At 73.2% G+C, this 21,486-nt stretch carries 23 protein-coding genes and 1 pseudogene; 13 read left to right on the plus strand and 11 right to left on the minus strand.

Annotated elements, in window-relative coordinates; translation table 11 throughout:
- The first annotated feature begins 44 nt into the window (after positions 1-44).
- Positions 45-449 carry a nuclear transport factor 2 family protein gene (locus tag ACZ7G1_RS02575; RefSeq protein WP_470879993.1) on the plus strand — a complete coding sequence of 135 codons (405 nt, stop codon included), beginning with the start codon at positions 45-47 and terminating at the stop codon, positions 447-449.
- Positions 450-456: 7 nt separating this feature from the next.
- Positions 457-1,182, plus strand: coding sequence for a GNAT family N-acetyltransferase (locus tag ACZ7G1_RS02580; protein ID WP_470879991.1), 726 nt, complete (start codon positions 457-459; stop codon positions 1,180-1,182).
- Here ACZ7G1_RS02580 and ACZ7G1_RS02585 read toward each other — a convergent pair.
- The 3 genes from ACZ7G1_RS02585 to ACZ7G1_RS02595 form a co-directional block, all read right to left on the minus strand.
- A complete protein-coding gene (locus tag ACZ7G1_RS02585; RefSeq protein WP_470879989.1) occupies positions 1,152-2,363 on the minus strand; it encodes a serine hydrolase domain-containing protein in 1,212 nt (403 codons plus the stop codon). The genes ACZ7G1_RS02580 and ACZ7G1_RS02585 overlap by 31 nt on opposite strands.
- 134 nt (positions 2,364-2,497) lie before the next feature.
- A complete protein-coding gene (locus ACZ7G1_RS02590) occupies positions 2,498-2,863 on the minus strand; it encodes a hypothetical protein (RefSeq protein ID WP_470879987.1) in 366 nt (121 codons plus the stop codon).
- A 41-nt stretch (positions 2,864-2,904) separates the two neighbouring features.
- Positions 2,905-3,861: a LysR family transcriptional regulator gene (locus tag ACZ7G1_RS02595; protein ID WP_470879985.1), complete on the minus strand. Its 957-nt coding sequence runs from the start codon at positions 3,859-3,861 to the stop codon at positions 2,905-2,907.
- A gap of 152 nt (positions 3,862-4,013) precedes the next feature.
- Between ACZ7G1_RS02595 and ACZ7G1_RS02600 the strand changes: the two genes are divergently transcribed.
- The 3 genes from ACZ7G1_RS02600 to ACZ7G1_RS02610 all read left to right on the plus strand — a co-directional run bounded on the left by ACZ7G1_RS02600 (position 4,014) and on the right by ACZ7G1_RS02610 (position 7,326).
- Positions 4,014-5,393, plus strand: a complete 1,380-nt coding sequence (locus tag ACZ7G1_RS02600) for an MFS transporter (protein ID WP_470879984.1) — start codon at positions 4,014-4,016, stop codon at positions 5,391-5,393.
- A gap of 68 nt (positions 5,394-5,461) precedes the next feature.
- Positions 5,462-6,904 carry a carboxylesterase/lipase family protein gene (locus ACZ7G1_RS02605; protein WP_470879982.1) on the plus strand — a complete coding sequence of 481 codons (1,443 nt, stop codon included), beginning with the start codon at positions 5,462-5,464 and terminating at the stop codon, positions 6,902-6,904.
- Positions 6,905-7,128: 224 nt separating this feature from the next.
- A complete protein-coding gene (locus tag ACZ7G1_RS02610; protein ID WP_470879981.1) occupies positions 7,129-7,326 on the plus strand; it encodes a hypothetical protein in 198 nt (65 codons plus the stop codon).
- Positions 7,327-7,364: 38 nt separating this feature from the next.
- On the opposite strand, the pseudogene ACZ7G1_RS02615 reads toward ACZ7G1_RS02610, so the two are convergent.
- Positions 7,365-7,692 (minus strand): annotated as a pseudogene (locus tag ACZ7G1_RS02615) (IS200/IS605 family transposase).
- Between the two features lie 26 nt (positions 7,693-7,718).
- On the opposite strand from ACZ7G1_RS02615, the gene ACZ7G1_RS02620 reads away from it, so the two are divergent.
- Complete coding sequence (locus tag ACZ7G1_RS02620) at positions 7,719-8,873, plus strand: RNA-guided endonuclease InsQ/TnpB family protein (RefSeq protein ID WP_470879979.1); 1,155 nt, start codon at positions 7,719-7,721, stop codon at positions 8,871-8,873.
- A gap of 138 nt (positions 8,874-9,011) precedes the next feature.
- Positions 9,012-9,947: an NPCBM/NEW2 domain-containing protein gene (locus ACZ7G1_RS02625; protein ID WP_471203968.1), complete on the plus strand. Its 936-nt coding sequence runs from the start codon at positions 9,012-9,014 to the stop codon at positions 9,945-9,947.
- Between the two features lie 21 nt (positions 9,948-9,968).
- Here ACZ7G1_RS02625 and ACZ7G1_RS02630 read toward each other — a convergent pair whose 3' ends face one another.
- Both ACZ7G1_RS02630 and ACZ7G1_RS02635 read right to left on the minus strand, forming a co-directional pair.
- A complete protein-coding gene (locus tag ACZ7G1_RS02630) occupies positions 9,969-10,406 on the minus strand; it encodes an OsmC family protein (protein ID WP_470879977.1) in 438 nt (145 codons plus the stop codon).
- Positions 10,407-10,510: 104 nt separating this feature from the next.
- Entirely contained in the window at positions 10,511-11,347 is an 837-nt protein-coding gene (locus tag ACZ7G1_RS02635; RefSeq protein WP_470879975.1) for a type 1 glutamine amidotransferase, read from the minus strand.
- Positions 11,348-11,543: 196 nt separating this feature from the next.
- On the opposite strand from ACZ7G1_RS02635, the gene ACZ7G1_RS02640 reads away from it, so the two are divergent.
- Genes ACZ7G1_RS02640 through ACZ7G1_RS02660 form a run of 5 tightly spaced genes read left to right on the plus strand, consistent with a single transcriptional unit; the run spans position 11,544 to position 15,814 of the window.
- Positions 11,544-11,924, plus strand: coding sequence for a hypothetical protein (locus ACZ7G1_RS02640; protein WP_470879973.1), 381 nt, complete (start codon positions 11,544-11,546; stop codon positions 11,922-11,924).
- A gap of 32 nt (positions 11,925-11,956) precedes the next feature.
- Positions 11,957-14,341, plus strand: a complete 2,385-nt coding sequence (locus ACZ7G1_RS02645) for a molybdopterin cofactor-binding domain-containing protein (protein WP_470879971.1) — start codon at positions 11,957-11,959, stop codon at positions 14,339-14,341.
- Positions 14,342-14,355: 14 nt separating this feature from the next.
- Positions 14,356-14,835, plus strand: coding sequence for a (2Fe-2S)-binding protein (locus ACZ7G1_RS02650; RefSeq protein ID WP_470879969.1), 480 nt, complete (start codon positions 14,356-14,358; stop codon positions 14,833-14,835).
- Positions 14,836-14,893: 58 nt separating this feature from the next.
- Positions 14,894-15,325: a MarR family winged helix-turn-helix transcriptional regulator gene (locus ACZ7G1_RS02655; protein WP_470880097.1), complete on the plus strand. Its 432-nt coding sequence runs from the start codon at positions 14,894-14,896 to the stop codon at positions 15,323-15,325.
- 57 nt (positions 15,326-15,382) lie between these two features.
- On the plus strand, positions 15,383-15,814 hold the full coding sequence (locus ACZ7G1_RS02660) for a VOC family protein (RefSeq protein WP_470879967.1): 432 nt from the start codon (positions 15,383-15,385) through the stop codon (positions 15,812-15,814).
- 79 nt (positions 15,815-15,893) lie between these two features.
- Here the strand turns inward: ACZ7G1_RS02660 and ACZ7G1_RS02665 are convergent, their stop codons facing one another.
- Entirely contained in the window at positions 15,894-16,271 is a 378-nt protein-coding gene (locus ACZ7G1_RS02665; protein ID WP_470879965.1) for a MerR family transcriptional regulator, read from the minus strand.
- 64 nt (positions 16,272-16,335) lie between these two features.
- On the opposite strand from ACZ7G1_RS02665, the gene ACZ7G1_RS02670 reads away from it, so the two are divergent.
- Positions 16,336-17,589 (plus strand): MFS transporter, encoded by a 1,254-nt coding sequence (locus ACZ7G1_RS02670; RefSeq protein WP_470879963.1) that lies wholly within the window; start codon positions 16,336-16,338, stop codon positions 17,587-17,589.
- Between the two features lie 101 nt (positions 17,590-17,690).
- Here the strand turns inward: ACZ7G1_RS02670 and ACZ7G1_RS02675 are convergent, their stop codons facing one another.
- The 4 genes from ACZ7G1_RS02675 to ACZ7G1_RS02690 form a co-directional block, all read right to left on the minus strand.
- Positions 17,691-18,536: a hypothetical protein gene (locus tag ACZ7G1_RS02675; protein ID WP_470879961.1), complete on the minus strand. Its 846-nt coding sequence runs from the start codon at positions 18,534-18,536 to the stop codon at positions 17,691-17,693.
- A complete protein-coding gene (locus ACZ7G1_RS02680; RefSeq protein ID WP_470879959.1) occupies positions 18,536-19,810 on the minus strand; it encodes a VWA domain-containing protein in 1,275 nt (424 codons plus the stop codon). The genes ACZ7G1_RS02675 and ACZ7G1_RS02680 overlap by 1 nt, the downstream gene beginning before the upstream one ends.
- 37 nt (positions 19,811-19,847) lie before the next feature.
- A complete protein-coding gene (locus ACZ7G1_RS02685) occupies positions 19,848-20,384 on the minus strand; it encodes a hypothetical protein (RefSeq protein WP_470879957.1) in 537 nt (178 codons plus the stop codon).
- 136 nt (positions 20,385-20,520) lie between these two features.
- On the minus strand, positions 20,521-21,348 hold the full coding sequence (locus ACZ7G1_RS02690) for a winged helix-turn-helix transcriptional regulator (RefSeq protein ID WP_471203937.1): 828 nt from the start codon (positions 21,346-21,348) through the stop codon (positions 20,521-20,523).
- Between the last annotated feature and the right edge of the window lie 138 nt (positions 21,349-21,486).

The following is a 21,486-nucleotide window of genomic DNA, read 5'->3' on the forward strand; positions in this document are numbered from 1 at the left end:
AAAACCCCGTGGCGACCGGCATGCCCCGCGGGCACAATGCCCGCATGAGCCACCAGCACACCCAGCACCCCGACGTGGCCGAGGCCATCGCGGGCGAACTCCGTCTCCTGGAGCCCGCCGTCCGCTCCTCCCAGGCGCTCTCGGCCGAGCTCCTCGACCCGGAGTTCACCGAGGTCGGCTCCTCCGGACGCCGCTGGACCTACGAGGACATGCTCGCCGCCCTGCCCGAGATGTCCGGCAGCACAGGCGTCGGCACCCCCCTCGCATCCGGCCCCATCACCGGCGTCCTCCTCGCCCCCGGCCTCGTCCACCTCACCTTCGAGACCCACCACGACGGCCGTCACGCCCGCCGCTCCTCCATCTGGCGCCGCGACCCCACCACCCCCTCCACCGGCCCCCTCCGCATGTACTACCACCAGGCCACGGTCGTCCCCGAGCCGTCGGCCTAGCGCGGCCGTGCCGACGCACCCGTCGCCGCGCAGGGCCCGTGCGCTGTGGGAAGGCCTGGCAGGGGCGCACGCCGCGTTCCCGCCGGCGGGCGGGATCCGGGTGGTCGTCTCCCCGGACTCGGGGCTGTGCCCCGCGGGCTGGACCGGGGTGGTCGTCCTCGCCGGCGCGGCGCTCGTGACCGCGCCGAGCGCGAGCATCGCCACGCTGGTGCGCGACGCGCTGCGGGGACTGCCGGCGGATCTCGACGCGATCCGTGACGCACTGCCCGCGAGGGAGGTCCTCGGTCCCGCCACACTGGCGTACCTGTCGCCGGAACGGTTTCTCCCGGCGGCCGGCCCGCCCCTCGTGGAGCAACTGCCCCACGAGCAGCCGGCTTTGCGCGCGCTGGAGCGTGTGGCCGGCGGCGAGGACGCCGGGGAGGCGGCCCTCGACGACATCACCTCGCCCGCGTTCGTGGTCCGCGAGGGCGGCGAGGTCGTGGCCGCCGCCGGATACGAGAGCTGGCCGCAGCGGACGGCCCACTTCAGTGTCCTGACCGCACCGGCGGCGCGCGGGCGCGGACTGGCCCGCCGTACGGCCTCGGCCGCCGTCGCCCATGCCCTCGCCGCCGGGCTCCTGCCGCAGTGGCGTGCCCGCACGGCGGCCTCCCGGGGGGGTGGCCGCCGCGCTGGGCTTCGAGGAGCTGGGAGCTCAGCTGTCCGTCAGCGTCGGGGAGTGACGCTGCCGGCGTAGACGTGGTCGGGAGTGATGATGCGGGTGATGGCGCGGGCGAGGAGGGTCGACGGTTCCTGGTTGTCGATGCGGCGGGCGTCGGTGTTCATCATGAGGACGAGGGTGGCCTTCTTCGAGGGCAGGTAGACGGTGACGGTCTCGTAGCCGGGGATGGAGCCGTTGTGGCCGATCCAGCCGCTGGCGTTGAGGATGCCGAGGCCGTAGCTGGTGCCGGGGAAGCCGGTGGGGAGGGTCTTGAGGCGCTGGGCCTGGGTCTCGGGGCTGAGGAGCTCGCCGGTGGCGACGATCTTCGCCCAGCGGTGCAGGTCCTCGAGGTCGGAGATCATCGCGCCGGCCGCCCACGCCCAGCTCGGGTTCCAGTCCGTGGCGTCGGAGATGCCGCCCGTCAGGTTCTGGTCGGTGTAGCCGCGCGGGTGCGGGTCGGGGAACTCGGGCCCGGACGGGAAGAGGGTGTGCCGCAGGTGCGAGGGGCGGAGCACGCGGTGGCGGATGAAGTCGGCGAGGCGGTGACCGCTGACCTTCTCGACGACGAGGCCGAGCAGCACCAGGTTGGAGTTCGAGTACTCGAACTTCTCGCCGGGCCTGAAGGTGTTCTTGTGCTTCATCCCGTACGCGAGCGCCTCCTCCGGCGTGAAGGAACGCTGCGGGTCGCTCAGCAGATCGTGGATGAAGCCCGGGTCCGACGTGTACGGGAACAGCCCGCTGCGCATCTCGGCGAGGTGCCGCAGCGTGATGTGCTTGCCGTTGCGCACACCGTCGACGTACTTGGCGATCGGGTCGTCGAGCCCGATCCGCCCCTCGTCCACCAGCTCCAGCAGCGCCGTGACCGTGAACGTCTTCGTCTCGCTGCCGATCCGGACGTACGAGTCCAGCCGCATGGGCTCGCCGGTCGCCGTGTCCGCCACGCCGGTCGCCCGAACGTAACTCCCCTTCCCAGGCATCCAGATGCCGGCGACGACACCCGGAATCCCCGCCTGCTCGCTGACCTCCGCGATCGCCTTGTCGAGGCGCGCCTCCATCTCGGGCCCCAGGCCGCCCGGCGGACAGTCGTCCTCCGTCCCCCCGTGGCGGTCGGCCGTCACCGCGTGCACGGCCGGGGCCGGAGCCACCGCCATCGGAGCCAGAACGGACGCCACGAGCAGCGTCGCGGCGAACAGACGTCGGGTGGGGATACGTCGCATCTCGGGGCGCCTTCTCCGGATCGGTGAACGGACCGCCACATCACCACCCCGCCCCCCGCCCCGCCCTCCCGTCCGGCCGGGGCCGCCCCGAGTCCACTCGTTCGGAGCCCGCCACGGCGAAGGGCTTCGCCCTGTCAGCCGTACGCGTCCGTCACGCAGTCGGTGGCGCAGCGCCAGTGCTCGTAGCGGCGTCGGAGCGCGGCCGCGGCGTGACCGTGTTCGACCGTGGCGTAGCCGTAGTGGTCCCGGGTGAGGCGTACGACGGCGTCGACGGTGACGATGGCGGGCTCGCCCTCGCCGGCGGCACGGCGGGCCGAGGCGATGACGCGGTCCGAGGCGCGCTGGAGGTCACGGGCGTACTCGCGCTGGGCGACGGTGTGGGCCCTGGACGCGGCGAACGGCCGGACGGCGCGGCCCTTCCAGACGAGACCCGCGGCGACGAGACCGACCCCGGTGAGGCCGACGAGCACGCCCACGACGGTATCGAGGTTCCACCGCATCGCCGGACGTCCTTCCCCCGAAGCCACCGCTCGGCACGATTCTAGGGCGCGGGGCGCCGCTCGCGGGGGCGCGACCAGGACGGCGCCCAGGTGCCGGCGCCGCGGGCCCGGCCGCGCGGGGTGGCCGCTAGGTGCTCGCGGAGGGCGACGAGCGCGGGGTGGGGGTTGTCGACGGCCCACAGGAGGGAGTGGGGGTAGACGGGGGTGGGGCCGTGGACGGCGACGCGGCGCAGGTCGTGGCCCTCGGGCCAGACCAGACGGGTCTGCGCGCCGACGAAGGTGGCGAGTTCGGGTGAGTCCGCGACGGTGTCGAGGAGCGGTTCGGTGCCGAAGTCGGGTCCGGTCACCTCGATGGCGAGGCCGAACTCGGCGGCGAGATCGGCGTAGTACGCGGCCCATTCGGTGCCGCTGACGATCCCCGGCACCCAGATCCGGTGCCCGACCAGCCGCGCGGGCGTCACCTCGCGGGCCCCGGCGAGCGCGTGCGCGGGTCCGACCAGGAGCTGGAGCGGCTCGTCGAGGACGGGAACCGCCTCGATCCCCTCGGGCAGCCGACTGCCGGGCATGCTCACGGCCCGGAACGACGCGTCGACCGTGCCGGCCCGGAGCGCCGCGACCGCGGCCTCCGCGTCGAAGAGCGTCACCACGTCGAGCTCGAACTCCGGGTGCGCCTGATGGAAGTCGCGCAGCAGACCCGCCGGCGCCAGCCGCCGCCCCAGCACGTCCACCCGCAGCGCCCGGCGGCCGGGGCGCACCGACGCGAGCGCACGCGCCTCGGCCCGCAACAACGCGCGGGCGTGCGGCAGGAAAGCCTGCCCGTCGATCGTCACCTCCGCCCCGCCCGCGCCACGGGTCAGCAACCGCACCCCGAGATCCTTCTCGAGCGCGGCGACGCGTTTCGACACGGCCTGCTGCGTGACCGCCAGCTCGTCGGCTGCCTGCCGGAACCGGCCCGAGTCCACGACGGCGAGGAAAGTGCGCACGGCTTCGAGGTCCACACGCACAGCTTAGAGTCGCGCCGCCGCCCACACGACAACCATGGGTTGTCGGCCGGCCGGGTCGTGGTTGTTTGATCCCGGCCCACCCCGCTCGCTTTGATGGCGGCGGCCGACCGGTGGTTGTCGGACCGGTCGGCGAGAGAGAGACGGGCATGGCGGGCGGCACATCACTCGGCAGGGACTTCGGGTGGCTCTGGACGGCCTACGCGGCGAGCACTCTCGGCACCTGGATCGCCTTCAACGCCTTCCCCCTCCTCGCGATCACCGTGCTCCACAAGGGCGCCGCCGAGGTCTCTGCGCTCGCCGCGGTGGGTGCCGCCGTGGGCGCGGCCATCGCGGTCCCGCTCGGGCCCTGGGTGGAGTTCCGCCGCAAACGCCCCGTGATGATCGTGATGGACCTCGCCCGCTGTACGGCCCTCCTGAGCGTCGCCGCGGCCTTCGCCCTCGACCGGCTGAGCTTCCCGCAGCTCCTGGTCGTCTCCGTCGTCGTCGCCGGAGCCGACATCACCTTCGGCGCCACCTCGGGAGCCTTCCTCAAGACCCTCCTGCCCCACGAGCACCTCCTGCGCGCCAACGCCCGCTTCGAGTCCACCACCTGGACCGCGACCGTGCTCGGCCCACCGCTCGGTGGCGCGCTGTTCGCCCTGGTGGGGCCGGTGGCGACGGTGCTGGCCGACGCGGTGAGCTATCTACTCTCGGCGGCCGGGATCGCCGCGATCAGGGGCGGTGAGCACCTCCGTGGCCGGGGGAGCGCGGGGCAGAGGGAGACCGCGGGGCAGAGGGAGACCGCGGGGGAGTGGGAGACCGCAGGGGAGCGGGAGGCCGTGGGACAGAAGGAGACCGCGGGGGAGCGGGAGCCCGCGGGGCAGCGGGAGAGTGCCGGGAAGCGGAGGCGCGCACGCCCCGGTGACCTCGCCGAAGGCTGGCGGTACATCCTCGGTCACCCCGTCCTGCGACCGCTCTTCCTCAACACGGTGCTGGTCAACGGACTGATCATGGCCACCGCGCCGCTGCTCGCCGTCCTGATGCTGGGGCCGCTGGGCTTCGCGCCCTGGCAGTACGGCCTCGCGTTCGCCGTCCCCTGCCTCGGCGGGCTTCTCGGTTCGCGCCTCGCGGCCCCCCTTGTCGCGCGGTACGGCGGGCACCGGGTGCTGCGGGTCGCCGGCGTGCTCCGCGTGTGCTGGCCGGTCGGCCTGGCCTTCGTCCATCCCGGGATCACCGGACTGCTGCTCGTCATGGGCGTCGAGTTCGCCCTGATCGCCTCCGCGGGCGTGTTCAACCCGGTACTCGCCACCCATCGCCTCGGCCTGACGGCCACCGACCGCGTCGCCCGCACGCTGACCGCCTGGTCCGTCACCGGCAAGGCGTCCACGGCGGCGCTCACGGCCCTCTGGGGTCTCCTCGCCGCAGCCGTCGGTCCGCGCCCCGCCATCGGCCTCGCGGGCGTGCTGCTCCTGGCGACCCCCCTGCTGCTCCCGCGCGCGTCCGGTGAGGACCGATCCCCGGGATTGACACGTGTAAGTTCGCGGTGACACGCTCGTTCCCCGGCCCCCGGGTCCCTCCCGGCCCGTGGCGTCCCGTGCAGAAGGAGCAGCACCCCATGAGCACCACCGTCACCACTTCCCGAGGGCCCGTGCGCGGCGAGCGCCGTGCCGACGGCAGCCTCCGTTTCCTGGGCATCCCGTACGCGCAGCCGCCGGTGGGTGAGCTGCGGTTCGCCGCGCCGGTGCCGCCGGAGCCGTGGACGGAGCCGCTGGAGGCGACCGCGTACGGCCCGACGGCCCAGCGCCGTCCCTTCGCCGAGGTGACGACGATCCCCGAGCCGTCGATTCCCGGCACGGGTGTCCTGAACCTCAACGTGTTCACGCCCGACACGGCCCCGGCCGCCGGGCTCCCGGTCCTCGTCTGGATCCACGGTGGCGGTTACGTCGCGGGTTCGGCCGCCAGTCCCTGGTACGACGGTGCCGCCTTCAACCGCGACGGCGTGGTCCTGGTCTCGCTGGGCTACCGGCTGGGCATCGAGGGCTTCCTGCACCTGGAGGGCGCTCCCGACAACCGGGGTGTACGGGACTGGATCGCGGCCCTTGAGTGGGTGCGGGACAACATCGCGGCCTTCGGCGGCGACCCCGCCAAGGTGACCATCGCCGGCCAGTCGGCGGGCGGCGGCGCCGTCCAGACGCTGCTCGCCGTCCCGGCGGCCAAGGGGCTGTTCCGGGGCGCCCTGTCGGTCTCCGGCGCGGTCCTGACGCCCGACGGCCCCGAGGTGGCCCGGGCGGCCGCGCGGCTCTTCACCTCGCGCACCGGAGTGCCGGCGACGGCCGAGGCGCTGCGGGACCTGAGCGACGACGAGATCCTCGACTTCCAGGACGTCCTGGCGGAGCCGGGGCCGGACCGCGAGGGCCTGCCGCCGATGCTGGCCCTCGCGCCGTTCGCGGACGGCGAGCTGATCCCCGTACCCGTACGGGACGCACTCACCGAGGGGGACGCGGGCGCGGACGTGCCGCTGATGCTGGGCTTCACCGAGCACGAGTTCACGATGTTCCCCGCGCCCGGCCCCGAGGGCCCGCCGCTGCCGGTCCTGCTCGGCGGTCTGGGCCTCGACCCCGCGCGTACGGCCGCCTTCGCGGAGGCGTACGCGGCGGGCGGCGAGGGCCTGCTCTTCGGCCAGGCACTCACCGACGCCACCTTCCGCGCGCCGAACCTCGCCGTCGCCGACGCCCGCGCCGCCCTCGAACGGCCCACCTGGTTCTACGAGTTCACCTGGCGCTCGCCCGTCGCCGGGATGGCCTTCCACTGTCTGGATCTGCCCTTCGCCTTCGACCTCCTCGACGCCGAAGGCGTGGGCGCCGTCGCCGGAGCCGAGCCGCCCCGGGCCCTCGCCGACGCCATGCACCGCGCCTGGGTCGCGTTCGTCACCGACCAGGACCCCGGCGCCGGCTGGCCGCGCTACACCGCCGACGAGCGCGCCACGATGGTCTGGGACGCCGAGCCCCGGATCGAGAAGGACCCGGTACGCGGCGTCCGCGAACTCTGGCTCGACTGAGCTCGACCTCCCGAGCTCGTCCTACCGAGCTCGACCTACCGTGCTCGTCCGAGGCCCCGGGCCGTGTCACACGTTCTTCATGCGCCGTGCATGGTCCGCCGGGGCGGACGCCACGATGATCGATCGTGCGCCCGGGGCCCGGACCGTACGACACGACCGGTCCGGGACCTCGCGGGGCGCACCGTCAGCCGTGCCCGCCGCCACCTCCCCCGAGGAGCCCCGTCATGTCCAGCCGCCGCAGCTTCCTCGCCGGCTCCGCCGCCACCATCGGGCTCGGCGCACTGCCCGCCGCGGGGGCGGTGGCAGCGACGGCCGCACCGGCGGACGCGGCGGTGCAGGCGGACGCGACGAGGCCGCCGAACCTCGTCGTGGTGCTCGCCGACGACCTCGGATACGGCGAGCTCGGCGCGTACGTGTTCTGACCCGCTCATGCGCACGGGTCCGCACTGTTGACCTTGGCTCAGACGGGCCGGTTCTGCTGCTCGATGTACTGGGGGACGACCGACAGGGGAGCCCCCCCGACCGGTCCGGCGAAGTAGGAGCCCGACCAGAGCCGTTGCGCCCCACAGTCGTGTGGGAAGTTCACCAGCCGTGGCGTGGTTGGTCTCGCCGTTGAACTCGACCAGCTCTGTCTCGAAGTCGGCGCAGACGCTGCGCATGATCTCCCCCAAACGCTTCAAGTGGGCGTCGGTGAAGACCTTGTGCCGGCGCTTCGTCACAAGAACCACTTGGGCGTGCATGACGAATGCGCAGTGTCTGCCCGTGCGAATGTTCTGATACTCAGCCATAAACCCAAAGCCATATGATCGTTGGTGTGCAGCTCAGGTACTCCTTCCGCGTGTACCCAAACGCGCTCCAGCGCACAGCGTTGGCGAAGGCGTTCGGGTGTGCCCGCGTGGTGTGGAACGACGGGCTGCGTCTGCGTCAGGACGCCTACAAGCAGGGCGCCGAGCGACCGAAGGCATCCGAGCTGTCGAAGCGGTTTGTCACCGAGGCGAAGAAGACCGAGGAACGGGCCTGGCTGGCCCAGGTGTCGGCCGTGGTGCTCCAGCAGTCCCTTCGGGACCTGGAGACCGCCTACTCCAACTTCTTCGCCTCGAAGAACGGCACCCGCAAGGGGCCGAAGGCGGGGCCGCCGAAGTTCAAGAAGAAGACCAGCCGCCAGGCGATCCGGTTCACCACCAACGCCCGGTTTGCCATCACCGCCGACCGGAAGATCCGCCTGCCGAAGATCGGCGACGTCAAGGTCCGCTGGTCGCGGGAACTTCCCTCCGCCCCGTCGTCCGTGACGATGATCAAGGACGCCGCCGGCAGGTATTTCGCCTCCTTCGTCGTGGAGACCGAGGACAAGCCGCCGCCGGAACTGGACCTGGATACTACTGAGACCGGGATCGACCTGGGCCTGTCCACCTACGCGGTCCTGCGCGGCCGGAAAATCAGCAGCCCGAAGTTCTTCCGCCGCCAGGTCAAGAAGCTCAAGCGGGCCCAGCGCAAGCTGTCCCGCGCCCAGAAGGGCTCGAACAACCGGCGCAAGGCCAAGCACGCCGTAGCGAAGATCCACGCACGTATCGCCGACCAGCGACGCGACTTCATCGAGCGGGAAACCACCAGGATCACGCGCGAGAGCCAAGCCGTGTACCTGGAAGACCTGAACGTGAAGAGCATGGGAACCGCCAAGGGCAAGCGCGGCAAGTCCGTCCACGACCAGTCCCTCGGCATGTTCGCCCGCACCCTCGAAGCCAAATGCCGGCGGTACGGACGCACCTTCGCCAAGGTCTCCCGCTGGTACCCGAGCACACAACTGTGCTCGGACTGCGGCAGCATCGAGGGGCCGAAGGGACTGGAAGGACTCAAAATCCGGAACTGGGTGTGCTCCTGCGGAGCCGCCCATGACCGGGACCAGAACGCCGAACTCAACCTACGCCGCGAAGGGCGGCGCATCGTGGCCGAGGGACGCCCGGACACGTAAAACGCCTGCGGAGCCCACGCAAGACCCGGCACGCCGGGCAGCGGGTGAGGAAACAGGAACCACCACGCACGTGCTGGAAACAGCGGCGACACGGTAGGAATCTCCCTCGTTCACGAGGGAGAGCGTCAAAAGCGCAACCTGTACGAAGGCGGTGTCCGCGTCCCGCTCATCGCCTGGGGCCCCGGCCGCGTCCTGCCCGGCATCAGCGACCGCCCCACCCCGCTCACCGACCTCCTGCCCACCCTCGCCGAACTCGGCGGCGCCCCCGCGCCGTCCGACGTGGACGGTCTCTCCGCCGCGCCCCTCCTGGCCGGCGGCGCGCCCGCCGCCCGCCACGACCACCTGTACTGGTATCGCGACGAGCGGGGCGTCACCAGCCGCGCCGCGGCCCAGGACAAGCAGCGCTCCACCTGGCTCGCCGAAGCCCTGCGCAAGGATCAGTGGAAGGCGGTGCGCTTCGCCCCCGTCCGCGACCACGCCCTCCCCGACGACCAGTGGCAGGTCGAGCTCTACGACCTCTCCGCCGACCCCGGCGAGACCTCCGACCTCGCCACCCGCCATCCTTCCCGCGTCACCGAACTCGTCGCTCTGATGCGCTCGTCCTGGCAGGCCCCGTACCCCCGTTCCCCCTTCGGCACGGCCCTGGCCCTGCCCTCGATCGCCATTCCGGGACAGCCCTTCACCGTCACCACCGAGCTCTCCAACGGCAAGAACGCCGCGGGCGACGGCACCCCCATCTCCTTCGGCGGCACCACCTACCCCAAGGGCCTCGGCGTCCACGCCTACAGCGACATCGCCTTCCACCTCGGCGGCCTCGCCGACCGCTTCACCGCCCTCGTCGGCATCGACGACTTCTCCGCCCGCCAAAGCTCCGCCGGCGCCACCCGCGCCACCCTCCACGGCGACGGCCGCCCCCTCTTCACCACCCCCACCCTCACCGCCGCCACCGGCCCCGTCGCCATCGACGTCGACGTCCGCGGCATCCGCGTCCTCCGCCTCGAAGTGACCGACGCCAACGACAGGACCTCCTTCGACCACACCTCCTGGGCCCTGGCCCGCGTCACCGTCCGGTAGGGGGCCGTGGGCTGGCCGGTGTCAGCCCTCGAAGCCGATGGTGCCGTCGGGGAGGACGGCTTCGACGCGGGCGCCGTGTTCGACGGTGCGGCTGACGGTGCAGAACTTCTCGTGGGTGAGGCGGACGCCGCGGGCGAAGACCTCGGCGGCACGGGGGTTGGTGTCGGGGAGGTCGAATTCGTAGCTGACGCGGATGCGGCCGATGCGGCCGTCGTCCTCGGGGGTGGAGACGGACTCGACGACGATGCGGAGGTCGTCGTGGTCGACCGCGCGGGCGGTGCGGTCGATGACCAGGCCGCCGCAGCCGCCCATGGCGGCGAGGAGGAGCTCGACGGGGGTGAAGGAGGGCTGGGCGTCGGCGTCGTCGGCGGCGGCCATGCGGACTTCGGCGCCGCGGTCGTTGCGGGCGGTCCAGTTGCGGTAGCCGGTGCGGACGGTCTCGATGCGGTAGTCGGCCATGACGGGGTCGCTCCTCAGGGGCGTACGGGTACGGTCGCCCGCCACGCAACCCCACCGTGCGCGCCCCGCCAAGCGGACGCGCCGGGCGCGCGCGGCGGCCGCCGTCAGTATCCGTGCCGCCGGGCGGGAGCCGCACCCGCACGGGCCCGCACGACCGCGCCCCAGGCCTCCGCCACCGCGCCCCAGACCGCACGGAGTGCGGGTTCCGCGGCTCGTACGGAAGCCACCGCGTCCTCCGGCGAGCCGCCCGCCGCGCGGACGTCCTCGCCGTCGCCCGCCGCCCACTCCTCCACCGTCCCGGCGTCGACCTCCGGATGGAACTGAAGGCCCCACGCCAGGGCCCCGACACGGAACGCCTGGACGGGGCAGTCGTCGCCGGTGAGGAGCGGTACGGACCCGTCCGGCAGCCGGTCCATCTCGTCCCAGTGCCACTGCGCGGCGAGGGCGCCGTCCGGCACCGAGCCCAGGACCGGGTCCGCGCCCGCGGCCGGAAGCCTGCGCAGGGGTACGGTTCCGACCTCGGGCCCCTGAGGCCGGCGCACGACCGAACCGCCCAGGGCGTGCGCGAGGATCTGGCCGCCGAGGCATATCCCGAGCAGTGGCACCTCGCGTGCCACGGCCTCCCGGACCAGGACGCGCACCCGCGGCAGCCAGGGGGCGGCCACGTCGTCCTCGCAGTTGGCGGCGCCGCCGAGGACCAGCAGGCCCGCGTGGCCGGCGAGGGACTCCGGGAGCGTCTCGCCCTGCCAGGCCCGTACGACGTCGAGACGGAGCCCGGTCCGGGTGAGGCGTTCACCGACGAGTCCGGGGCCGGCCTCGCGCTCGTGCTCGACGACGAGGACGGCGGGGGCGGCGGGGGCGGCCGGGAAGCCGACCCCCGTACCCGTCACTCCCGTCGTCGCGGCCTCCGCCGACCCCGCCGTCGTATCGATCGCCGTCATCGTGTCCCCATCCGCTGTCATCCCCGTCATCTCCCCGGGATTCCCTCACACGTTCGACCCCCTGAGGATCTCCGATGAGGAGCCGTCGCGGGAGCCCTCGTCACCGTCTTCGCGCGCCCGCTTCTGAGTAGCGGGATGCGGGGGCCTGAGTACGTCGACCGATACGGCGGCCGCCGTGCGTTGATGGACTGGTGTCATGACTTCGGACGCCCGGCGCAGCCGCCCTCTCCAGCACGTCACCGCGACCGGTGCGGCCCTCGCGGTGGCGCTGGGGCCGGTGGTGATCGGAGCGTTGCTCGCCCGGTCGGTGGGCGGGGACCCGATGGCGTCGGTGAACGCCCTGATCGCGGGCGGTGGTCAGCGGGCGCGGATCTCGCGGGCGCAGCTGCGCTCCGGGGCGCGGATCGGCGCCCGGCGGAAGCGCGGGCCCGGCAGGCCCCCGTTTCCGGCGCGCTCGCGCGGTATGTCCGTCCTGTCGCGTCGGCACCAGGTCTCCACGAAGCTCGTGCGCCGCGAACGGGTCACGGAGGTGGGCCGGATGGGCGATGATCGTCGGCCGGAGGATACTCGGCGGTAGCAGGCCGGGGCCATGGCGAGAGGGCAGACCGAATGGCGAGGCGGCACCGCGCGCGGGACGAGCACACGAGCGGGACCGGGGGCGGAGGTTCGGACCCGGAGGGCGGGGCTGGTGAGGGCATCGCGCGGCGGCGGTTCCTCGGGTACGTGCTGGCGGCGCCGACGCTGACGGTGGCGGCGCAGATCGGGGCCGAGGCGCTGGTGCCCGGGCAGGCGCGGGCGGCGGTTCCGGCGTTGGTGCCGTCGCTGCCGGGGCCGGCCGAGATCCTGGACCTGAACGAGCTGTTGACGCTGGCGGCGGCGCCGACCGGCAATCTGATCACGATCCGGATCGAGGCGGACGGCACGGCTCACTTCGCGCTGCCGCGAGCGGAGGTCGGCCAGGGGGTCACCACGTCGACGGCGATGATCGTGGCGGAGGAGCTCGACCTTCCGGTGGAGAAGGTGAAGGTCACGCTGGCCGACGCGCGGCCCGAGCTGCTGTTCAACCAGCTGACGGGCGGCTCGAACACGACGTACTCGACCTACACGCCGATCAGGGTGGCGGCCGCCGTCGCGCGGGGGCGTCTGCTGCACGCCGCCTCGCTCGTGCTCGGGGAGGCGGTGTCCACCCTGACGACGAAGGCGGGCGCCGTCCTGTCGCCGGCGGGCGCGGTGCTCGGGTACGGCGAACTCGCCGCCAAGGCGGCCGTCGTGACCGATGCCGCCGTGCGGGTCACGTTGAAGGACCCGGCTCGCTTCCGGGTGGTCGGGACCGGGCAGCGGCGGGTGGACGCGCTCGAAGCGGTCACCGGGCGCAAGAAGTTCGCGATGGACCTTCAGGTCCCCGACGCGCTGCCGACGATGGTGTGCCGTCCGCCGACGATCAACGGCAAGGTCCGGTCGGTGGCGAACCTCGCCGAGGTACGGGCGATGCCCGGGGTGACGGACGTGGTGACGGTCTCCACCGGGGTGGCTGTGCGGGCGCGGACGTTCGGCCAGTGTGTGGACGCCGTACGGGCGTTGAGCGTCGGCTGGGGCCCGGGCACGGCCGAGGGCAAGTCCGACGCCGACGTCCTCGAAGAGCTGCGGCGCGCGGAACTGCCGCTGGTGGTACCGGCGCTGCCGCTGCTCACGAAGGCGGTCGACGCCCGGTTCACCTTCCACTTCGCGAGCAACGCGGCGCTGGAGACGAACTGCGCGATCGCGGACGTGCGGGCGGATTCCGCGGAGATCTGGGGATCGCTGAAGGCGCCGATCGTGGCGCAGGAGCAGATCGCGCTGAAGCTGGGGCTGCCGCCGTCCGCGGTCCGCGTGCACGTCACGGAGGGCGGTGGTTCCTTCGGGCGGAAGCTGTTCTCCGACGCGGCGCAGGAGGCCGCCGAGATCTCCCGGGCGATGGGCAAGCCCGTGAAGCTGATGTGGCACCGCACGGACGACTTCCGGCAGGGGCGTACGCATCCGATGTCCACGTCGCGGGTGCGGGCGACGTACTCGCTCGGCGAGGTCCTCACGTACGAGCAGCGCCACACCTCCGTCGCCACCGACTTCGGGCACGGCATCGGGGAGGTCCTGACGGCGGAGGCGGCGCGGCTGCCGGTCGCCGACGCGACCTTCTCCGAGACGATGTTCCAGCTGACGCAGATCAGCCCGTACCACCTGGGCGTCACCACCCAGCTGCTGTCCGAGACCGACAAGGGCTTCAACACGGGCTCGATGCGGAACATCTACTCGCCCAACGTCCGCTGCGCGCAGGAGCTCGTGATGGACGAGCTGGCCAGGCGGATGGGGCAGGACGGGTACGCGCTGCGGCGGCGGCTCGTGAAGGACGCGCGGGCGCGTGCCGTCCTGGACAAGGTCGCCGAGGTGGGGCGGTGGGGCCGGTCCATGCCCGCGGGCACGGGGCAGGGCATCGCCGTCCACACCGAGTACCACTCGGCGGTCGCGATCCTCGCCGAGATCGACTGCCGGCCCGCGACCACCGGGCGGAAGGTCCCGAACGCGTACACCGGCCCGCGGGTGACCAAGGTCGTGTGTGCCGTCGACGTGGGTCTGGCGGTCAACCCGCGTGGTCTGGAGGCCCAGATGATGGGCGGGATCGCGGACGGCATCGCGATCACCCTGACCTCCGGCCTCCATCTGCGCGACGGGCACTTCCTGGAGGGCAGCTGGGACCAGTACTTCTACACCCGGCAGTGGAACACCCCGCCCGAGCTGGAGATCATCGTGATGCCTCCGACCGGTGACAAGCCGGGCGGCGCGGGCGAGCTGGCGGTCGCCGGTGCGATGGCCGCGGTCGCCTGCGCGTACGGCCGGGCGACCGGCACGATGCCGACGGTCTTCCCGGTGAACCACGCGGAGCCGCTCGCCTTCACCCCCCTGCCGACCGTCCCGCCCGTCCCGGCCTCGCCCGTCGACGGCCGCGACCGCACCATCTGAGAGCTGGAGTCACCGTGCCGCAGCACACCTTCATCCTGAACGGCAAGGCCGTCACCGCCGACGTCGAGGGCGATGTCCGGCTCCTGTGGGTCCTGCGTGACGTCCTCGGCGTCACCGGCCCCAAGTACGGCTGCGGGGTCGGCGTCTGCCGGGCCTGTACGAGCCACCTCAACGGCAAGGCGTTCACGCCCTGTGCCGTCCGCGTCGACGACATCGCCCCGACCGACGAGGTCACCACCATCGAGGGCCTGCCCGGCACCGTCGGGAGCGAGCTGCACCCGATGCAGGACGCCTGGCTCGACCTCGACGTCGCCCAGTGCGGCTACTGCCAGCCGGGCCAGATCATGACCGCCGTGGCGACCGTCCGCAAGGCGCGGGAGGAGGGCCGTGAGGTCACCGAGGCCGACCTCGACGCCATCCGGAACATCTGCCGGTGCGGCACCTACCACCGCATCCGGCAGGCCGTCCTGGAAGGCGCCCGCCGGATGGAGTGACCGGTAGTTCGTACCGCGAAGGTATTCTGTTCGTATGGCGAAGGACGATGGCGGGACGATGAGCGTGGTGACCGCGCTGGTGCGCGGCGCCTTTCTGGTGAACGCGGTGTACGCGGACGCGGGCCGGGAGTACGGGCTGACCCCACAGCAGGGTCAGCTCCTCTGCGTACTGATGCCCGGACCGTCCGGCATGGGCGAGCTCGGCACCAAGCTGGGGCTCGCCAAGTCCAGCCTCACCGGCCTGGTGGACCGCACCTCCCGGCTCGGCTTCGTCCACCGCGAGCCCGCCCCGGAGGACCGCCGCGCCGTGCGCGTGGCGCTCACCGAGGAGGGCGCGCGCATCGCCGAGGCCTTCTACACGGAGACCTGCCGCCGCGTCGAGGCGCTGCCGTCGGGCCTCGGCGCCGCCGAGCGCGACCAGCTGGCCGGCCTGCTCGGCCGCGTCGTCCAGGACAACGAGGTGCCCGTCGTCTTCGTCGACCCGGCCTGACCGGCAGGGTTTGGGCCGTCTCCCGGGGGTGGTTCGGGCCCCTGTTATCGTGCGCCAATGTCAACGATCAAGCAGATCCAAGTGACCTTCGACTGTGCGGAGCCCGCGCGCCTGGCCGCCTTCTGGTGCGAGGTGCTGGGGTACGTCGTACCGCCGGTCCCGGAGGGCTTCGCCACCTGGGAGGAGTACCACGGCACGCTGCCGCCCGAGGACGAGATCTACTTCGCGTGCGCCGATCCCTCGGGCGTGGGCCCGCGCTTGCTCTTCCAGCGGGTGCCCGAGAGCAAGGTCGTCAAGAACCGCGTGCATCTCGATGTGCGGGCCGGCCTCGGGCTCGTCGGCGACGAGCGCCTGGCCACGCTCGAGGCCGAATGCGCACGGCTGATGGCGCTCGGCGCGAAGCACGTCCTGACGCAGCGGGCCGACGGCGTGAACGAGTCGTGCATCACGATGCAGGACATCGAGGGCAACGAGTTCTGCCTCGACTGATCCTCCTCCGAGCCCGCGAGGCGGGGAGCCTGCTCCGGCCTCCGGGCCGGACGGCTCCCCGTCCGCGACGGGGCGGCCCTCAGGCCGAACCGGCCGTCCGCTTCTCCCGTACCGCGGCCAGGTACTCCGCCACCGCGTCCCGGTTCCGGGTCAGGCAGCGGATGCGGTCGGTCATCCGGTCCCGCTCGTTCTCCAGCGTCGCCAGCATCTCCGGGGTGGCGTCGGGGAAGTGAATGACCCTCGGCTTGTTCAGGCAGGGCAGGATCTGCTTGATGATCCGGGTCGGCAGACCCGCGTCCAGCAGCCCGCGGATCTGCGCCACCCGGTCCACGTTCGACGCGTCGTAGACGCGGTAGCCGTTCGGCAGCCGGTCCGCGACGATGAGACCCTGCTCCTCGTAGTAGCGCAGCAGCCTGCGCGGTGTTCCGGTGCGCTCCGACAGCTCGCCGATCCGCATGGGAAGCCCCCTCCGGGCAATCGCTTGACCTTCACATCGATGTGAGGGTTCGAGCATACGGAGCATGAGCCACGACACCACAGCGGCGTCCACCCCCGCGACCCGCGCGCCCGAAGACCACCGCCCGCCCGTACGCCACGAACACCGCCCGCCCTCCGGCCGGTTGCCGCTCCCCGCGCTGCTCGCCCTCGCCACCGCCGTCTTCGTCACCAGCCTCACCGAGACCCTGCCGGCCGGTGTCCTGCCCGCGATGAGCAGCGGGCTCGGCGTCGGCGAGGCGGCGGCCGGTCAGGCGGTCACCGTCTACGCCCTCGGCACCGCCCTCACCGCGATCCCGCTGGCCGCCAGGACCGCCGGCTGGCGCCGCAAGCGGCTGCTGCTCACCTCGGTCGCCGGATTCGCCGCGGCCAACACCGTCACCGCCGTCTCCTCCTCGTACGCCCTCACCATGGGCGCCCGGTTCCTGGCCGGGGTCGCCGCGGGTGTCGCCTGGGCCCTGCTCGCCGGATACGCCCGGCGGATCGCCCCCGCGCACCTCCAGGGCCGCGCGGTGGCCGTCGCGATGACCGGCATCCCGCTCGCGCTCTCGCTCGGCGTGCCGGCCGGCACCTTCCTCGGCGAGGCCGTCGGCTGGCGGACCGCCTTCGCCGCGATGACGGTGATCGCGGCCGGGCTGCTCGGCTGGATCGCCCTGGCCGTCCCGGACCTGCCCGGCGAACCGCGCGGCGCACGGGCACCGGCGGGCAGGACCCTCAAGGTCCCCGGCGTGCTCCCGGTGCTTGCCGTCACCTTCGTCCTGGTCCTGGCGCACACCGTGCTCTACACCTACGTCGCCGCCTACCTGGCCCATGTCGGTCTCGGCGGCTCGACCGGGCTCGTCCTGCTGGTCTTCGGCGCCGCCTCGCTCGCGGGGATCTGGGTGACCGGCCGTCATATCGACCGCAGGCTCCGTACCCTCACCCTCGCCGGTACGGTCCTGGTCGCCGTGGCGGCCGCCGCCCTCGCCGTACCGGCCGGGAGCACCGCCCTCGTCCTGGTGGCCGCCGCGCTGTGGGGGCTCGGCTGGGGCGGGGCGCCCACCCTGCTGCAGACGGCCGCCGCCGACGCTGGCGGAGACGCCGCCGACACGGCCCAGACGATGCTGGTCAGCCTCTGGAACGCGGCCATGGCGGCCGGCGGTCTCGCCGGCGGGCTGCTCCTCGACCTGCTCGGCGCGGGCGCCCTGCCGTGGAGCGTGCTCCTCCTGCTGGTGCCGGTCGTGGCCCTGGTGGCCGGAGCGCGCGCCCACGGCTTCCCCGCCCGCCGCAGGACCCTGTGAGCGGCACTGTGCCGAAACGGAGGCAGGCCCCCACCGTCGGACGGTGGGGGCCTGCTCGGGTGCGGGACGGGCCGGACGGCCGGTCCCGCGTGCGGGACGGGTCAGACCGCCGGCGGGACGCGCGGCGGGCGGCCGGTGCCGCGCGTCAGCACGTAGCCGCCGATGCCGGCGAGCGCGGCGAGGATGCCGCCCGCGGCCGTCCAGAGCCAGCGGTCGGACCACCAGCCGGAGGACCAGCCGTCCTCCGGGGCCGCGGCCTCGACCGCGGTGCGCCGGCCCGCGTCCTCGTCCGCCTTCGCCTCGTCGGCGGTGGTCGCCCCGGGCACCAGCGGCGCGGCGAGGGAACCGTCGGTGGCGTAGGCGCCGCCCTTGTCGAGCACGTCGACGCCGACCTTGGCCGTGAACGGCTGCCCGAGGTCCTCATCGGGCAGGCCGGTGACGGTCAGCCGGACGTAGTAGCTGCCGGGCAGCGGGTCGTTCGCCCAGGCGTCGGCCGAGGCGCGGACCGGGCGCAGGACACAGGCGAGTTCGGCGGTCGCGGCCTCCGTCGCCGCCGTACGGGACTGCATCCCGTACATGCACGGCTGACGGCGCCGCAGCCCGTCGTACACGTCGATCCGCCAGGTGGCCGGCCCGTGCCGCAGCGCGGCCTCGGGGAGCGTCACCGTCGCCCTGACGGTCGCGCGCTGCCCGGTGTCCGCCGGGAAGACCCAGTACAGGTAGTCACCGGAGGCGGCCTGAGCGGTGGCGTCCTGCCCGGGCAGGAAGCGGGCGGCGGTACGGAACGTGGTCCCGGCCTCCGTCGGCCCCGACCCCGACCCCGTGCCCGTGCTCGCGCTCGGGTCCGGCGTGGCCGAGGGGGTGTCGGCCACGGCGGCGGGAGCCGCGAGACCGAGCAGGGCGGCGCCCGCGAGCGCGGCCGTGGCAAGCATGCGTACGGTACGCATCAGTGGGTCCTCCAGACAGCGACGCGCCAGCGGGACAGCCAGCCCCAGACCAGACCGGCCAGGAACCCGACGAGCACGAGCGCGCCGAGCAGCCACCAGCCGCGCCCGAGACCGAACGAGGCCACGTCCGAGGCGCTCGACGGGCCGTCGACGACGTCCACCGTGAGCTCGATGGGCATGCCGGGCGTCGTCTTCACCGACGGGGGAGCGGAGAAGGAGTTGCTGACCTGGAGGCAGACGGTCTCGGCGGCCGGCTTGACGTCGCCGGCCAGGTCGTCGTCGAGCTCCGGCTTCGGGTAGCGCAGACCGGTCGAGACCACGTCCGTCCGGCCGTCGCCCGCCTCGGAGCCGCGCACGATCTCCCGGCCGTGCAGGGTGACCGCGCGCAGCAGCACGCCGTAGTCGTTGTTGACGGCGCGGTCGGCCGACACGCTGACGGAGGCCCGCAGTTCCTGGCCGGGCAGCAGGTCCACCCGGTACCAGCGGTGCTCGCCGAAGGACTCGCGGTCCGTGTACAGGCCGGGCTTCAGCTGCGGCGCCTTGTCACAGCGCGGCGCTCCCTCGGTGGCCACCGGGTTGACGACCGGGTCGGCCGCGCGGTCCACCAACTGACGGACGCGGCGGGAGAGGTCCTCGGTGCGGTGGATGGAGGTGTACGTGCCTCCGGTGGCCTCCGCGATGCAGGTGAGCTGCTGCCGCGTCTTGGCGTCCGGCACCAGGCCCAGGGTGTCGATGACGAGGTGGATGCCCTTCGCCGCGATCTCCCGCGCCACCTGGCAGGGGTCGAGCGGGGCGCAGGTGTCCTCGCCGTCGGTGATGAGCACGATCCGCTTGGTCGCCCCGTCCTCGCCGAGGTCGTCGGCGGCGCCGAGCAGCGCGGGGCCGATCGGTGTCCAGCCGGTGGGGGCCAGGGTGGCCACCGCGGTCTTGGCCTCGGTCCGGTCGAGCGGCCCGACCGGGTACAGCTGCCGGGTGTCCTTGCAGCCCCGCTTCCGGTCCTGCCCCGGGTAGTCGGCGCCCAGGGTGCGGATGCCGAGCCGGACCTCCTCGGGCACCGCGTCCAGGACCTCGTTGAAGGCCTGCTTGGCGGCGGCCATCCGGGACTTGCCGTCGATGTCCTTGGCCCGCATGGAGCCGCTGACGTCGAGTACCAGCTCGACCTTGGGGGATTCCTTCGCCGGCTCGTCGGCGGCCGCGCCCGTCGGCAGGAGCGCGACGCTCAGGGCGGCGAGCAGCGCGCAGGCCCCGGTCGCCAGCCGTTTTCTCGTGATCATCGCCGGATCGTATTGATGATTCTCCGACAAACCCAAATCAGGTCTGGCTGTTGAGGAATCCTATGAGGCAGGCACCCCACCAACCGGTCTGGCTGACGGTCGCGGCGATGCCCGAGCGGACCAGCAGCCGACGGGGCACGGCGCTGTCGCGGTGGGCTTCGAGGAGCTGGCCGAGTCGGTGCGCCCAGAGGCCGTTGACGGTCACGGCGACGACGAGGCCCAGCTTGACCAGGGTCAGCGGGGAGTGCAGGTCGGGGCGGAGGAAGAGCCCGGAGACGACGAGTCCGCCCAGCCCGGCCCAGATCGGGGTCTGCAGGGCGACGGCCGTGTCGAGGACGCCGGCGAGCGGCCGCTTGCCGGTCAGCCACAGCACGGCGAACCAGTCCACCGCCAGGACCGAGCCGAGTCCCACCACGAGGAACGCCACGTGCAGGAATCGGGCCACCGTCTGCAGGGACGCGTCGGCGTGGACGTGTCCGGCGGTCCAGCAGGCGCCCGCGATCCCGGCGGTGGCGGCGAGCCCGAGGGCGGAGAGGAGCCAGGAAGGGGTGAGCTCCTGCGCGGTTCTGGACATGCGGTGATCTTCCGGACGTGTGAACGACATAAATTAGGTAAGGCGAAGCTAAGTGTCGTCTGTGTGCACGTCAAGCTGATCTGTGTCACGTCCCCGCCGGCGGAGCCGCTCACCCGGACCGCCGCCGCCGGCGCCGTCAGTCCTCCGCCGCCAGCCGCCGCACCTCCGTCAGCGCCTCCTCCACCGCCGCCGGGATGTCCGTCACCGGGAAGCGCGCGTGCCGCACCACGCGGTCGCGGTCCACCACCAGCACGGCCCTCTTCAGCCGCAGCAGCTGCCCGGCGCGGAAGGTGGGCAGGCGCAGGGCGGCGGCGAGGCGCAGGTCGACGTCCGAGAGGAGCGTGAAGGGGAGGCCCTCCTCGACCGCGAACACCCGCTGTTCGTCCGGGCGTTGGGTGCTGACGCCGCGCACTTCCGCGCCCGCCGCGCGGAAGTCCTCGTACGCGTCCCGGAAGAGCCGGTTCTCCAGCGTGCAGCCGACGGTGCCGGGAATGCCCGACCAGCCTTCCGGCAGCGGGCTGGGGCTTCCGGTCGCCGGATAGCAGAACAGGACGGTGGCCGCGCCGCCGGTCACCGGGTCCACCGGCGCGCCGTCCCGGTGGCCCGGCAGCTCCAGGCGCGGCAGCCGCTCGCCCGTCAGGCCCGCGACGCGCCGCGCCTCCGCGCTCGCCTCCTCGGCGGTGCCGCTGAGCGAGCCGTCGCCGAAGACCCAGCGATCCGCCCAGTCCTGCATCGAAAGCAGCACCGGCAGCAGCCCCCGGCCGCTCTCCGTCAGCCGGTACTCGTGCCGCACCGGCCTGTCCTGGTACGGGACCTTCTCCAGGACCCCCGTCTCCACCAGGTGGGCCAGGCGCTCGGTGAGCACCTTCCGGGAGATGCCCAGCTCCTCCTGGAGCGCGTCGAACCGGTGGTGTCCGCGCGCGGTCTCCCGGATCAGGAGCAGGCTCCACCAGTCGCCGACCACCGCCGGGGGGGGGGGGGGGGGGGGGGGGGGGGGGGGGTGTGGGGGGGGGGGGGGGGGAGGGGCGGGCCGGGCATGGCTAGGCGCTGTTCGGGGCCGATGATGTGCACGATGCCGTGCTACGCGTCACCGCGCAGGTAC

Source organism: Streptomyces sp. NPDC037273 (assembly GCF_055603625.1).

Bases quoted from the DNA above. Each gene is read 5' to 3' on its own strand.
- ACZ7G1_RS02685 (WP_470879957.1), bottom strand. From the start codon at position 20,384: ATGTCCAGAACCGCGCAGGAGCTCACCCCTTCCTGGCTCCTCTCCGCC.
- ACZ7G1_RS02675 (WP_470879961.1), bottom strand. From the start codon at position 18,536: ATGCGTACCGTACGCATGCTTGCCACGGCCGCGCTCGCGGGCGCCGCC.
- ACZ7G1_RS02630 (WP_470879977.1), bottom strand. From the start codon at position 10,406: ATGGCCGACTACCGCATCGAGACCGTCCGCACCGGCTACCGCAACTGG.
- ACZ7G1_RS02655 (WP_470880097.1), top strand. From the start codon at position 14,894: ATGAGCGTGGTGACCGCGCTGGTGCGCGGCGCCTTTCTGGTGAACGCG.
- ACZ7G1_RS02645 (WP_470879971.1), top strand. From the start codon at position 11,957: ATGGCGAGGCGGCACCGCGCGCGGGACGAGCACACGAGCGGGACCGGG.
- ACZ7G1_RS02610 (WP_470879981.1), top strand. From the start codon at position 7,129: ATGTCCAGCCGCCGCAGCTTCCTCGCCGGCTCCGCCGCCACCATCGGG.
- ACZ7G1_RS02680 (WP_470879959.1), bottom strand. From the start codon at position 19,810: ATGATCACGAGAAAACGGCTGGCGACCGGGGCCTGCGCGCTGCTCGCC.
- ACZ7G1_RS02670 (WP_470879963.1), top strand. From the start codon at position 16,336: ATGAGCCACGACACCACAGCGGCGTCCACCCCCGCGACCCGCGCGCCC.
- ACZ7G1_RS02605 (WP_470879982.1), top strand. From the start codon at position 5,462: ATGAGCACCACCGTCACCACTTCCCGAGGGCCCGTGCGCGGCGAGCGC.
- ACZ7G1_RS02665 (WP_470879965.1), bottom strand. From the start codon at position 16,271: ATGCGGATCGGCGAGCTGTCGGAGCGCACCGGAACACCGCGCAGGCTG.
- ACZ7G1_RS02640 (WP_470879973.1), top strand. From the start codon at position 11,544: ATGACTTCGGACGCCCGGCGCAGCCGCCCTCTCCAGCACGTCACCGCG.
- ACZ7G1_RS02600 (WP_470879984.1), top strand. From the start codon at position 4,014: ATGGCGGGCGGCACATCACTCGGCAGGGACTTCGGGTGGCTCTGGACG.
- ACZ7G1_RS02635 (WP_470879975.1), bottom strand. From the start codon at position 11,347: ATGACGGCGATCGATACGACGGCGGGGTCGGCGGAGGCCGCGACGACG.
- ACZ7G1_RS02660 (WP_470879967.1), top strand. From the start codon at position 15,383: ATGTCAACGATCAAGCAGATCCAAGTGACCTTCGACTGTGCGGAGCCC.
- ACZ7G1_RS02575 (WP_470879993.1), top strand. From the start codon at position 45: ATGAGCCACCAGCACACCCAGCACCCCGACGTGGCCGAGGCCATCGCG.
- ACZ7G1_RS02585 (WP_470879989.1), bottom strand. From the start codon at position 2,363: ATGCGACGTATCCCCACCCGACGTCTGTTCGCCGCGACGCTGCTCGTG.
- ACZ7G1_RS02590 (WP_470879987.1), bottom strand. From the start codon at position 2,863: ATGCGGTGGAACCTCGATACCGTCGTGGGCGTGCTCGTCGGCCTCACC.